Genomic DNA, 13,595 nt, shown 5'->3' on the forward strand with positions numbered 1-13,595 from the left:
AAAGCATACAACCAATAGAAAAACCGCTATCTTTACATTAACCAAAATAATCTCCTCATTAAAATGAAGAAGCTGTCGGTTTTCGCACTTTTAGTAGTATCATTTTTCGCATTTTCTCAAAAACATAAACCCAAACCGCGTACTAAGGCTTCAGCCTTAAAAGATCTTGCCCATTTTGTAAACCCGTTTATAGGCACCGGCGGCCATGGGCACACTTTTCCCGGGGCTACCGTTCCGTTTGGTATGGTGCAGCTTAGCCCCGATACGCGGGTAGATGGCAGCTGGGACGGGTGTAGCGGCTACCATTATTCAGATGAGGTTATTTATGGGTTTTCGCATACGCACCTTAATGGTACCGGATGCAGCGATTATGGCGATATTATGCTTATGCCTACCCTGGGCGAGGCATCTTTAGATAAAAAAGACTACAGCACCACGTTTAAGCATGCTAATGAAACGGCTGCGGCAGGTTATTATTCTGTACTGCTGGATAATAACATAAAGGCTGAACTTACCGCTACCCCGCGTGTGGGTTTTCATAAATATACCTTTAATAAGGCAGGACAAGCCAACATTATACTCGACCTTAACCATCGCGATAAGCTGCTTATGGGCGAAGTACGGGTTATAGACAGTAAAACCATAGAGGTGTTTCGCCGTAGTGAGGCCTGGGCACGAGACCAGTACATTTATGCCCGAATAGAATTTAGCCAGCCGGTAAAAATTACCAAAGTAAACAACAACGCCTTTGCCCCGGCTAAGCTAACCGATACGTTTTTTGCAGGTTCGCTTTTAGCTATAAGCTTTAGCAAGGAGGTAAAACAGGGCGAACAGCTATTGGTTAAGGTAGCGCTGTCCCCTACGGGCTATGAGGGCGCCGCCAAAAATATGAAAGCCGAATTACCGGGTTGGGATTTTGGCGAAACCGTTAGCAACGCGCAGGCGCTTTGGAACAAAGAACTTGGCAAAATAGAGATCACCGAAAAGAATAAAGATAAGAACGCCGTATTTTACACTGCGCTGTACCACACCATGATGCAGCCTAACGTGGCTATGGATGTAGATGGCCAATACCGTGGCAGGGATAACCAGCTGCATTATGCAGAAGGCTTTACGTATTACTCTGTATTCTCGTTATGGGATACTTTTAGGGCGGCGCATCCGCTATATACCCTGATTGACAAAAAACGTACTGCCGACTTCATTAACACCTTCCTTGCCCAGTATGAGCAGGGCGGCAGGCTGCCCGTATGGGAACTTGCCAGCAACGAAACCGACTGTATGATAGGCTACCACTCAGTAAGCGTTATGGCCGATGCCATCGCCAAAGGTATTAAGGGTTTTGATTACGAAAAGGCATTTCAGGCGGCAAAACACAGCGCCATGCTCAACCATTTAGGGCTCGATGCCTATAAGCGCAACGGTTTTATAAGCATAGATGATGAGCACGAAAGCGTATCGAAAACCCTGGAGTATGCGTATGACGACTGGTGTATAGCCCAAATGGCAAATAGTACAGGCCATGCGGCCGATTACAAATATTTTATGAAGCGCAGCCAAAACTGGAAAAACCTGTTTGACCCTACTACTAAACACATGCGCCCGAAACGCAACGGGGGCTGGGAAACACCGTTTGACCCACGCGAAATAAACAACAACTTTACCGAAGGCAACAGCTGGCAGTACAGCTTTTTTGTACCTCAGGATATACAGGGTATGATAGAAGCGTATGGAGGTAATGTGGCTTTTGAGGCCAAACTCGATGAAATGTTTAGCGCGCCAAGCGCTACAACCGGCCGCGAGCAGGTAGACGTTACGGGGCTTATAGGGCAGTATGCCCACGGCAACGAACCAAGCCACCACATGGCATACCTATACAACTATGTAGATAAGCCCGAAAAGACTCAAAAATGGGTGCGCTATATACTGGATAATTTTTATAAAAATACCCCCGACGGACTTATAGGCAACGAGGACTGCGGACAAATGAGCGCCTGGTACGTACTAAGTAGTTTGGGTGTTTATAAGGTTACGCCGGGACAGGAGGCATGGAGCAGCACCAAACCCTATTTTGAAAAAGCTGTGGTGCATTTGGAAAATGGAAAAAGCATAACCCTAACGCCTTCCACGGAAACAAGGATATTGGAGGGAATAGACAGTTTTGCTGCTACAGGAGGATATGATGTGCCAAAGATGTTGCCGGGATACGAAGAAATAGTGCCCGTGCCTGTTATAAAGACGCCATCAAAGTCTTTTGCAGGAAGTATGGACGTAACGTTTGAAGGCAGCCGCCCATCGGATAAAATTTACTATAGGGTAAACGATATGCGCGATTCTTACCTGCCGCCGTTCCAGCTTTTCAAAAGCCCGGTTACGGTTTCCCAGCGTAATGCCGTGGTGTCTTTCTATGCCGAAAATGCGGGTAAACGCAGCGATACCATTGAGGCATTTTATTTTCAAAAACCAAATAACTACACCATAGCCATAGCATCAAAATACGATAAGCAGTACTCAGCCGGGGGCGATGATGCATTGCTAAACGGTATACACGGCAGTACTAACTGGCGCAAGGGCGACTGGCAGGGCTACCAGGCTCAGGATTTTGAAGCGGTAGTAGATTTACAAAAAGTACAGGATGTACACAGCATAAGCGCATCGTTTCTACAAGACACCCGTGCCTGGATTATACTACCTACCAGGGTAGAATTTTTTATCTCGATTGATGGTGTTACCTACACGCCTGCAGGCAACATAACCCACGCTATAGATCCACATGATTATGAGGTGCAGCTAAAAGAACTAAGCACTACCCTAAACACCAAAGCCCGATACGTAAAAGTAAAGGCGTACAACTTTGGCACCCTGCCGCAGTGGCACCAGGGCGCTGGGGGAGAGGCCTATATTTTTGTAGATGAAATTACAATAAAATAGTATCAGGGTGTTTTGCCGGCTGCTGTCTTTTTTTCTCCCGAAGGGAAAAAGAACGACAGCGGCTTTCTTAAAAAGTGCCTGCGTATGGCGCGTCCTACAGCCCAAAACTCGGTAAGTGGAATGTTTCGCGAACGGAATGCTAAAGACATACTTAGGGTAAAGCTCACTAAAAAGTTAACCAATCCTATAAGCACAATACCTGCCGATGCCCATAGTATCATTTCGGTGCTTATGTTATAGTTAGCCCCATAAAGCGCCAAGGCAAGGTTGCCACTGGCAAAGGTAATGTGGCGTATATCCAGGTTTAGCCCTAGGAAAATACCAATAGATGAGGTACTGCCCATAAAGAAGCCAAACCAAAAGTTACTCACTATGCCCGCCCATTTCCGTTCGTACCAGCCAGCTATTTTTTCGGCACGTGTGCGACCAAAGGTTTTTTTAAGCAACGGATGCTCTGCTATACGGTAATACATGTGGCGGAATTTATCGCGATTTGCCACGCTGCCGGCTATAATACCCGAAAGGAACAGGAATACCCCGGCAATGGCCGCGTGGAATAATGCCAGCGAGTGTACGGGGCTGAGGTCAAACAGCAGCTTGTCCCATTTTGTAAGGGCTATGTTGTAGTGAAAGGTTATATCTATAAGCCATATACCCAGCCATGCCACCGGAAAAGCCACCAGCACATTGCCCACAAAGGCTATAAACTGCGACCGGAATACCCGCGCGAAAAACGTGGCAAAGGCGCGGTGCTGTTCTTCATTGCCCAGCTCATTGTTTTTCTGGTCGCGTTCCAGGGCGCGTATTAGTGCTGTAGCCGTCATGGCAGGCTGTTTGGTAGCCAGTGTAAAGCCCAGTACGTAGATAGCAATAAACCCAAACGCGTAGTTAAGGCTGTACAAAAACGCATGGCCAAAAATAGAGGTGTCCACTTTGCCCAGCAGTACTTTTATAATACACAACACTCCCACAATAATACCTCCGCCCGAAGCGGCCCACAACATCCGGAAGTATTCGCCTACAGTTTTGGTTATGTAATGTTCGCCGGTGTTTGCCGTATGCTGCGTAACCTCGTAAGACAGCAGTTGGGTGCTTTCGCTTACCAGGCTGCGTACGTTGTTTTTTATACAGTTGTAGTTAATCAGGTTTAGTGCCAGGCTTATGGTGTCTTTGCGGGCTTCTTCAGGTTCAGATATGGCCAGCAGTGGCAGCAGCACCTCCAGGCGTTGCAGTTGCTGGCGCATGCGCAGCAGGTTTTGGTTAACACGTAATGATATGCCGTATTTAGAACTGTTTTTAAACGCCGCATCTACATAATCCCTGCACTGGTGCAGCAGTACGCCTATCTGCCGGAATCCCATATCATCTGGCGATACATAGTTTTTTTGCTCCTCCAGCAGTCGTTCGCTCAGTATGCTAAACTCCTTTTGTATGGCTATAAACGGGCTTTCAAGGTTTTCGTACTCGGGTACCATCTGCATTACATCGGTCTCCAGCGCGCGGCCTCCTATACGCTGTATAAGTACCTTCATGGCAAAGAGCAACTCGGTAAGCGGGCTGTTTGCCTCATCTGAAATGTATAGGGAACGAAACCCGAAGGCATCAAAAAGCGCTTCCAGTTGGGCTTCCGGTATTTTCTGTATCCAAATAGGATCTGTTTTTAGGTAAAACACTTGGTTAAGAATATATTCCAGTGTGTCTTTTTGTGGCTGGTAAGGTATTATCTTACTCAGCAGCCTGCTTTTAACCTCAAAAAAGAAATCGGCGTCATTAAGTATGCCGGCATCGGTAAGTATGCGGCTAAATTTTTTCTGTTTAATCAGTCCTTTTATATAGAATCCTAGTCCCTTGCAATACTTTTCGTTGCTTTTTAGCAGTGCAAGCAGTGGCTCAAGGCTTACTTCGGTAACGCGTTCCGGGTGCCTGGGGCGAATAATCGCTACCAGTTCCACCAGCAGGTCTACCTCAGTGGCCTTGTATTCCCACAGGTTGTTGTCGTCAAAATTCTGCTGAAAGAAATCATCAAAAGTTGCAATGTCCCTTGATTTCCTAAATTTCATGAATATTTTTTAAGGTTAGCAGCGTAAATATAGTCAAATTACCTGTAAATGCCCGAAAGCGCTGATGCTTTTAGGATTTGATTAAGGGTTTGATATGGTGTACAGCCATTCGTTTAAAAAATAATAGCCACTGCCGCAGGAAGTTCTTAATAACATCGTCTAACCCTTACAGCACACCTTAACAAACACATTGGTTACATGAAAAAAATATTACACTACGCGGCTATCTGCTTTATAAGTTTAGCCGCAACAGCGCAGACCAATCCCGCTATTACATCATGGCTGCAAAACACCAGCACCACCGGAACTTACTATGTGAGCGGCAACAGTATCGCCCTTAGTAACGGTATACTGGTTAATTGCCAAAAGGTACAATACTCGGGTAACTATGTATATGTAACCGCTACGGGTGTGCCGGCATACCCTACGGGGCCTTTTTCAGACGGAAACCCTTCGGTAGCTGCTAACCAAAACAAAATAGTAAAACTGCCACTTAACCCCACACAAAATACAGGTACCGCTACCAGCACCACTATGGGCGATATAGGCGTGTTTATAAACGGAGTAGCACTGTTTGATTACCGCGATGGGGTGGGGTGGAGCACCAGCAGCAATGCCCTTTGCGGAGGTCCGGGCAATGCGCCCTGCGGCCCGCCGAATACTGTAATTTACTGGAACCGCGATGCCATACCGGCCGAGCGTGCGGGCTTCGATTGCTCTAAAGGGCACCCGGCTATGGGTAACTACCACCACCATCAAAATCCTACGGCCTTTAAGCTGGATATTAATGTGGTTTCTACGATTTGCAACCTGTACGATGCCGATGGGCTGTATGTAATAAACCCTCAGGAACATTCGCCGCTTATAGGCTTTGCGTTTGATGGTTTCCCTATTTACGGGGCGTACGGCTATGCCAACGCCGATGGCAGCGGGGGCATTACGCGCATAAAATCAGGCTATCAGTTACGCAACATTACTACCCGCACTGCATGGGCAGATGGAACCGATGTGCCCGATGGCCCTGCGGTAAGCACCACATATCCTCTGGGCTATTTTAGGGAAGATTATGAGTTTATAAGCCATAATGGCCAGGCCGATTACCTTGATGTGCACAACGGCAGGTTTTGCGTAACGCCTGAATATCCTAACGGTACGTATGCCTATTTTGCTACGGTAGATGAAAACCATAACTCGGCATTTCCTTATGTGGTGGGCCCTACGTTTTATGGTAATAAAACCGGTAGCCGTGTTACTTCTGTAACCGAAACTACCACCACTTACGAGCCACTAAATACGGTAGCCCTACAAAAAGAGCCATCGGTAACGGTGTTCCCTAATCCTTCGGCAGAACTAATAGCCGTGCAGGTAAGTAACGGTACCGTAGCTGATTATAAGGCGGAACTTTTTGACATCAACGGAAAGCTGGTACAAACGGCAACCATTAAAAAAGGGCAAACCATAGCCTATTTTGATGTGCAAACCGTTTACGAAGGAACTTACCTGGTTAAAATTACAAGTGGTAAATATACCGGCACTAAAAAGGTGGTTATTAAACGCGACTAAAATATTATTCTTTGTGTTTTAAAAGGCTGTACTACAGGTTTTGTAAGTGCGGCCTTTTATTTTTTGTACTGTAATTGCAGCAGCCAATAGGCCCAGCGGTTTTGGAGGTTTGGAAGGTGTTTGGGAGAAACCTAGCATAAATTTAGTTCGTAAATATACAAGTAAAATCCACTCAGCGTATTGGTGTTTAAAGATTCACTATTTCTTATACAATTCTAAGACTGCTGCATTCTCAATTTCAGTTTTTAACAACTCCATCATAGTTTGCGTATCATCATGCATTATGCCATAAGTATCAAATTCTACTCTGAGATAATTTCCATGAGCTATGTTATTTCTAGCGTCAACAAGGTCATTTATTAAACTGCTCTTATGTAAAAATTTTGATTGATCAATTCCAATTACAAAAAGTATCTCTTCTAAAACATTATATCTCAAATTTGACTTCGTCTGAATTACGTTCTTTGTTAATATATTCGAGTTTTTATTCATTTCATTTAAAAGAAATTCAACTGTTTTTGATTTTTCTTCTAAGTTTTTTATCTCTAAATTTCCAAGCTTTTTAGACATAGAAAGAGCAATGAACTGTGGTTGTAATTCATCGTTTTTCAAATGTTTAGCCGCTACGAATTCTAAATATAATTCACATGCTTTCTTCACAAACCCTTCCCAATGCGCATACAATATTGGAACAGCAAATCTTAATGCTGCATTTTGTTTAGGACTTGGAGTTGATGGTATCTGATTTTGAATGATTTTTAATTCTTTCCTTCTCCAAGCATAGTCATCGTCAATCAAGCGAATTAATTCATTTAAACTATATGGTTTTCTAGCCATTATTTAGCAAAGAATTGTTTAGCAAAAGGTACAAGTTTCGGTATTCTAGATTTAGCATTTGTACCCGAACCTGAAGTTTGGATATATTCTGGTTGAACATATAATTGCTCGATTTTACCTGTAATAATTGCGTCTTCAGCGGGTAAATTATAACTAGCAATATTATGAGATAATCCCACAGCGACAGCCTCGAAAGCTGATTCTAAAAATTTACCTTTAAAATCTGTTCCATTATATTTCTTAAAAGATTTATCCCCTAGGAGTCTGTTCAATGTTGAAAAAGTCAATTCAAAATTTTCCTTTACTTCAGTAAAATTAAAATTTAAGTTATTAAGTATATCTTCATTTATATCGTCTAAAAAGTCTCCTACATCTTTTTTGTGATTATAATCATATTTGGTTAAAGCAATAAATCTTAAACATAATTCCATGTGATATTGTTCATCAAAAAGACGATCAGATAGTGAAAGGGTCTCAACGAAGTCAACATTTGAAGCTAGGTTATTAAACCAACTATATCTTTGTGGATTTACCATAAGCATAACATTATTGCGTACCTCCTGATTGGAAGCATTGGATCCTCCAGTATTTAATCTTTGAAAAACTTCAAATTTTGCTCTTTTGTCGGACTCATTTAAAATGATTGTCAGATTGATTTTTGACCTCTTAATTGCAAGTTTGATAGAGGCTGGAATTTCTTTCTCCGGATCTTCTACATTTTCCCATTTGTAACCTTCAAGATCAGGAATATATTTTGTCCCTTCGAGAACTAATGGTTCTTCATCTGCTAAGACCCCAAATAGTTGTAAAATAGTTGAAACCCTTTGTAGGCCGTCTACTAATTCCCAAATCCCATTTTCATCTTGATAAACAAAGACCGAGGGAATTGGTATACCGAGAATTATTGATTCTATAAGTTTTACTTTTTGACCATGTGTCCATCTGAATAATCTTTGGTATTCTGGTCTTATAATAATTTCGTTGTTTTCATATAAATTGACTAGTTCACCAATTGACATTGCATAATTGTCTGTTTTGAAACTAGTCCTTTTGTCTTCTATCTGTTGTAAGATGTTAGTAGCCATTTTTTTACTTTTGTTTATCCCAAATATACAAAAAAACACTCCCCATTATTCCGTAAATTGCACGGGTAATCACACAGTATTATGACAGAAACCGAGCGCAAGTTCCTTATCCTTGCAGACGACTATAAAACAGCGGCTTTCGCCAATAAACGTATTACCCAGGGCTATCTTTCATCGCACCCGGATCGTACCGTTCGTGTACGCATTAAGGGCGACAAAGGTTTCCTTACCATAAAAGGCAGGGGAAACGACAGCGGTACTACCCGTTTTGAGTGGGAAAAGGAAATCCCCGTTACCGAAGCCGAACAGCTTTTTGCCCTGTGCGAACCGGGTGCTATAGATAAAATCCGTTATGAGGTAAAGGCGGGCGAGCATACCTATGAGGTAGACGAGTTTTTGGGGGATAACGCCGGGCTGGTCATTGCCGAAATAGAGCTGACTGATGAAAACGAAGCTTTTATAAAACCCGAATGGCTGGGTGCCGAAGTAACCGGGCAGGAACGCTATTACAACGCCTACCTGAGCCGTAACCCGTACAACACATGGAAGTAAAATACGATGTTATAATTATAGGCGGTGGCCCCATAGGTATGGCGTGTGCCATTGCCGCGCAGCGCAAAGGGCTGAATTACCTTATTCTTGAAAAAGGCGCGCTGGTAAACAGCTTGTTTAATTACCCGCTGTACATGACGTTTTTCAGTACAGCCGAGCGCTTGGAGATAGGCGATGTGCCGTTTAGCTGTATTGCCCCGAAACCGGGTAGGCAGGAGGCGCTGGAATACTACCGTAACATACAAAAGCATTTTAAACTGAACATTAATCTTTTTGAAAAGGTAACTTCGGTACAAAAGAAGGAAGATGGATTTTTTAATGTTATTTCTGATAAGGCAATCTATACTGCCGAAAATGTAGTTATCGCTACCGGTTTCTATGACATTCCCGTTTATATGGATGTGCCGGGCGAACACCTGCCACACGTGCGCCACTACTACAAAGAGGCACACGAGTATGCCTTTAGAAAAGTACTTGTGGTAGGAGCCAATAACAGTAGCGTAGATGCGGCACTGGAGTGTTGGCACAAAGGAGCTGAGGTTACCATGGTAATCCGCAAGGGCGAAATAAACGACCGTGTAAAATACTGGATTAAACCCGATATAGAAAACCGTATTGCCGAGGGCAGCATCACGGCGCATTTTTATAGCAGCATTACGGCTATTAGGGAAAAGGAAGTGGATATACTTACACCCGAGGGCCCGGTAACGGTGGAAGCCGACTTTGTACTGGCGCTTACCGGTTACAGGCCTGATATTGATTTCCTGAAAAGTTGTGGCATACAAACGCACGATGATGTATTGTGTGTACCGGTGTACAACCCCGATACTATGGAGACTAACCTACCCGGACTTTACCTGGCAGGCGTGGTGTGTGGCGGTATGGAAACGCATAAGTGGTTTATAGAAAACAGCCGCGTACATGCCGATATGATTATAACCAATATTGTTTCTGCAAAAGAATCTGATTAATATGAGCAATAAAAAACAGGTGCTTACCGTACAAGCGGTTTTGCCTATAGTAGTGGTTGTGTTTTGTTTTATAAACCTAGGCAATAGTGCTACGGCTACAAATCCGCTATCGGCCATGGTGAGCCTGCTGGGCATTACCGGGGTTATTACGTGGTTTTTGGGCAGGGCTTATGCAGTAAGGCTGCTGTATGCGTGGCTGTTGCTGCAGGTAGTTGCCGTTAAGCCCTATTATGATGTAACACAGTTTTTTTCGTGGGGTTTTTCGTTTAAAGCGGGTAGCTCTGTAATTAATGTAAATGTGCTGCCGCTTTTACTGTTTGGTTTGGTAAAAGTGTTGGCCGGTTCGGCGCTTATTGGTAAAAGGATAACATTAAGTGCTTCCGGAGATTCTGCCCTGGGCAATGTTTTTCCGCTAAACGGAGCTATAACCCACCGTATAACACTAGACGGACAAAAGCACTGGCTACTGGTACAGCTCGACGATCTTTTGGTATACAATGGCACCCCGGTAAACCGTGTGCTGGTGTGCCGCAAAGACCATAACATACTTAACCTTCGCAAGCCCATAAAGCAATTGTGCTACCTGAGGCTGGTACAAGATAATAATGAGGTATTGCATAACGCCGATGCCGCAAAATACCCGTTTATAGAATGGGTGTATGTAAATAGAGCTATATAAAAACAAAAACTCCCGTATCGCTTTAAGCACTACGGGAGTTTTTGTTTGATATAAAAGCTGCATTAATCCAGCTTATCGGTTAACTTTTTAAAAACCTGCTTGGCATCCTTGCCATCATATAGTATGGCGTATACGGCATCTATAATAGGGGTTTTTGCCTGGTATTCCTGGTTTAGTTTATAGGCACTTTTGGTGGCGTAGTATCCTTCGGCTACCATGCTCATTTCCATCATGGCGCTTTTTACGGTATAGCCTTTGCCTATCATGTTACCAAACATACGGTTGCGCGAAAACACAGAATAACCCGTTACCAGCAAGTCGCCCAGGTAAGCCGAATTGTTTATGTTGCGCTTCATTTTGTGTACCTTACGGATAAACTTTTTCATCTCCCGTATGGCATTGCTCATAAGCAGTGCCTGGAAGTTATCGCCATATCCTAAACCGTGTGCTATACCTGCCGCTATGGCGTAAATGTTTTTAAGCATTGCCGCATATTCGGTACCCACAATATCGTCAGATATTTTGGTTTTTATGTAGTGGCTGTTCAGGTTTTTGCCCATAACGCGTGCTTTCTTTTCATCGCCACAGGCTATGGTAAGGTAGCTAAGTCGTTCCAGTGCCACCTCTTCGGCATGGCATGGGCCTGTTATAACCCCTATATTTTCATACGGAATGTTGTAGGTTTTATGGAAGTGCTCGCCCACAATAAGGCTTGTTTCGGGCACTATACCCTTAATGGCACTAAACACCACTTTATCTTCAAGGCTTACGGTAAGCTTTTCCAGTTCCTTGCTCAGGAATGCGCTGGGTATGGCAAATATTACATAATCGGCATAGGCCACCGCCTCGTTAATGTCGCTGGTAAGCAGTAACTGGTCTGTATCAAACTCTACCGAACTTAGGTAATTAGGGTTATGGTTGTGCGCTTGCATGTGCTCTATGGCAGTAGTATTACGCATGTACCAGGCTATTTTGTTTACGTTTACGCACAGCATTTTTGCTATGGCTGTAGCCCAGCTTCCCCCACCTATAACGGCGAACTTAGGTGCATTGCTCATTATTATGTTTGTTTAGGCGCGCCAAAAGTACTCATTTTTAACATATCCTCCCAGTGTTATTGCTACCTGAGTTTTTGCGGGATTGAAAAAATTAACATTTAATAGTGTTAATTAATGCAATGAAACCCCGGTTGTAACCGTTATACTATTGAATTTTGTGTAATTCTAAGGATTACAACAAGGTTAGTTAAATTTTTTGTTTTTGGTGTTTTAGAAGGCATTTGTGCATAACAGCGCAGGTGCCTTTTATCTTTTACACTAAGATACAAAAAACGATTTCTTTAAAATGGTAAGGCTATGTTAAGAGCGCGGGAAAGTATCATTTAGGCCGGGCTATGGCTTTTTGTTCCCAAACCCAACGTATTTCGCGCATGCGGAAGTACAGGTCGGCCAGCAATATGGTTTCAAGAGGTATCACGTTAAGTAATGATTGTCCGTATATAAGCCCTACTGTAGTAGTAACCAGCGCGGCAACAAGGCACACAAGCGCATAGTATTGCATAACGGCTACGGCGCGGCGCTTTTCCAGCCAAAGCCCTAGCAAACCCGCCGGCAGGGTAAAAAGTATGAGCACAGTAACCAGTTCCAGGAAAGGGGAGGGTAATATACGGAACAAGCCTAATAGTTTAGGAAAGAAAACACCAAGGTACACCGACTGCCCGGCAGCTATAGCCATGCGGATAACAGTGTACACGGTTAGCACGCCCAAAATAGTCCAGATGCGGCCCGAAAGAAGGCTGCGCCGGTAAGGCAGGTGCAGGTGCTCAAACTCCGAAAAATTGTCTGGTTTTTGTTCCTCCATTACAAACCCTCAATAAAATCCCATCATAAATATAATGAATTATACAGAGGAGGACTGTGCGTTTTAGGATAAGATTTACTTTTTATAAAAGAGATTGTGTTCCACGTATTCCCATACTTTGGAGGGAAGCATAGGGCGTACGTTTTTGCCCTCTTTTATGCTCTGGCGGATAAATGTGCTCGATAGTTCTATAACCGGCGCACCTACACGGTGTATGGCAGGGTGGTGGGCTATAGCATCGTCTGGGGTGCCGTTATCCAGGCGCGGGTATACGTATATGTTATGGTTTTGCAGCAGTACCTCGTAGTTTTTCCACTTGTGCAGGGTATTCAGGTTGTCTTCGCCCATAATCAGTGAAAACTCATGGGTGGGAAATTTCTCCTGTAGGTGCGCCAGCGTATTAACTGTGTAGTTAGGCTGCGGCAGGCGAAACTCTATATCGCTGGGTTTTAGCTTAGGGTAGTCTTCCACGGCAAGGTGCACCATTTGCAAGCGGTGGTAATCGTCTAGCAGGGTGGTTTTCTTTTTATGTGGGTTGTGTGGGGTTACTACAAGCCATATCTGGTCCAGGCCGCTGTATTCGGCCATGTGGTTTGCTATAATAAGATGCCCGGCATGTATGGGATTAAACGTACCGAAGTAAAGCCCTATTTTCATCTTAATAATCTTATAGTTCGATCCCGTCATTGCGAGGAACGAAGCAATCTAATCAGGTTTATACTGTTTTATAAATTCTTTGGCTTCTTCTAATGTCTTTGGGTAATTTACTTTCAACAGTATGTTTTTGTCAATTCTCGTATAAACCGGTCTAAACCTAAAACCATTATCCAGCAACAGTTTTACTAATTTCCATCCGGCAACATCCCCCTTTTTGGGTGGCTTAAACTTATGGTGAACCAAAATCATTACATCACCACATTTGGTACACTTAGATGTTTTTATTTCATCTTTTTCCATACCCGTACTAAATGCAGTATTACAATTTAAACAAACCTTTTTGTAACCCATGTGATTTTCAGATTAGGTTAACTCACCATCTTCCAACCTACAGCCTAAC

12 protein-coding genes are annotated in these 13,595 nt (G+C 43.6%); 5 read left to right on the forward strand and 7 right to left on the reverse strand.

What is annotated here, in order from left to right; translation table 11 throughout:
* Positions 1-63: 63 nt before the first annotated feature.
* Complete coding sequence (locus ACLI08_RS04145; protein ID WP_411427194.1) at positions 64-2,931, forward strand: GH92 family glycosyl hydrolase; 2,868 nt, start codon at positions 64-66, stop codon at positions 2,929-2,931.
* Positions 2,932-2,933: 2 nt separating this feature from the next.
* Here ACLI08_RS04145 and ACLI08_RS04150 read toward each other — a convergent pair whose 3' ends face one another.
* Positions 2,934-4,991 (reverse strand): site-specific recombinase, encoded by a 2,058-nt coding sequence (locus ACLI08_RS04150; RefSeq protein ID WP_411427195.1) that lies wholly within the window; start codon positions 4,989-4,991, stop codon positions 2,934-2,936.
* A 198-nt stretch (positions 4,992-5,189) separates the two neighbouring features.
* Here ACLI08_RS04150 and ACLI08_RS04155 point away from each other — a divergent pair, with 198 nt between their 5' ends.
* On the forward strand, positions 5,190-6,554 hold the full coding sequence (locus ACLI08_RS04155) for a YHYH protein (RefSeq protein ID WP_411427196.1): 1,365 nt from the start codon (positions 5,190-5,192) through the stop codon (positions 6,552-6,554).
* A 198-nt stretch (positions 6,555-6,752) separates the two neighbouring features.
* Here the strand turns inward: ACLI08_RS04155 and ACLI08_RS04160 are convergent, their stop codons facing one another.
* Complete coding sequence (locus ACLI08_RS04160) at positions 6,753-7,391, reverse strand: MAE_28990/MAE_18760 family HEPN-like nuclease (RefSeq protein WP_411427197.1); 639 nt, start codon at positions 7,389-7,391, stop codon at positions 6,753-6,755.
* Entirely contained in the window at positions 7,391-8,476 is a 1,086-nt protein-coding gene (locus ACLI08_RS04165) for a DUF262 domain-containing protein (protein WP_411427198.1), read from the reverse strand. Before ACLI08_RS04165 ends, ACLI08_RS04160 begins: the two co-directional genes overlap by 1 nt.
* 81 nt (positions 8,477-8,557) lie before the next feature.
* Here ACLI08_RS04165 and ACLI08_RS04170 point away from each other — a divergent pair, with 81 nt between their 5' ends.
* From ACLI08_RS04170 to ACLI08_RS04180, 3 genes are read left to right on the forward strand one after another with little or no spacing between them, the layout of a single operon-like run.
* Positions 8,558-9,028, forward strand: coding sequence for a CYTH domain-containing protein (locus ACLI08_RS04170; protein WP_411427199.1), 471 nt, complete (start codon positions 8,558-8,560; stop codon positions 9,026-9,028).
* The gene (locus ACLI08_RS04175) at positions 9,019-9,999 is read left to right on the forward strand and encodes a YpdA family putative bacillithiol disulfide reductase (protein WP_411427200.1); all 981 of its coding nucleotides are present in this window, start codon (positions 9,019-9,021) and stop codon (positions 9,997-9,999) included. Before ACLI08_RS04170 ends, ACLI08_RS04175 begins: the two co-directional genes overlap by 10 nt.
* A gap of 1 nt (position 10,000) precedes the next feature.
* Positions 10,001-10,678: a hypothetical protein gene (locus ACLI08_RS04180; RefSeq protein ID WP_411427201.1), complete on the forward strand. Its 678-nt coding sequence runs from the start codon at positions 10,001-10,003 to the stop codon at positions 10,676-10,678.
* A 62-nt stretch (positions 10,679-10,740) separates the two neighbouring features.
* Here ACLI08_RS04180 and ACLI08_RS04185 read toward each other — a convergent pair whose 3' ends face one another.
* The 4 genes from ACLI08_RS04185 to ACLI08_RS04200 form a co-directional block, all read right to left on the reverse strand.
* Positions 10,741-11,736, reverse strand: a complete 996-nt coding sequence (locus tag ACLI08_RS04185; protein ID WP_411427202.1) for an NAD(P)H-dependent glycerol-3-phosphate dehydrogenase — start codon at positions 11,734-11,736, stop codon at positions 10,741-10,743.
* A 319-nt stretch (positions 11,737-12,055) separates the two neighbouring features.
* Entirely contained in the window at positions 12,056-12,538 is a 483-nt protein-coding gene (locus ACLI08_RS04190; RefSeq protein WP_411427203.1) for a hypothetical protein, read from the reverse strand.
* Positions 12,539-12,613: 75 nt separating this feature from the next.
* On the reverse strand, positions 12,614-13,195 hold the full coding sequence (gene nadD / locus ACLI08_RS04195) for a nicotinate (nicotinamide) nucleotide adenylyltransferase (RefSeq protein WP_411427204.1): 582 nt from the start codon (positions 13,193-13,195) through the stop codon (positions 12,614-12,616).
* A gap of 48 nt (positions 13,196-13,243) precedes the next feature.
* Positions 13,244-13,495, reverse strand: coding sequence for a hypothetical protein (locus ACLI08_RS04200; RefSeq protein WP_411427205.1), 252 nt, complete (start codon positions 13,493-13,495; stop codon positions 13,244-13,246).
* Positions 13,496-13,595 lie beyond the last annotated feature (100 nt).

Source organism: Flavobacterium sp. RNTU_13, assembly GCF_046614455.1.
Taxonomy (GTDB): Bacteria; Bacteroidota; Bacteroidia; order Flavobacteriales; family Flavobacteriaceae; genus Flavobacterium.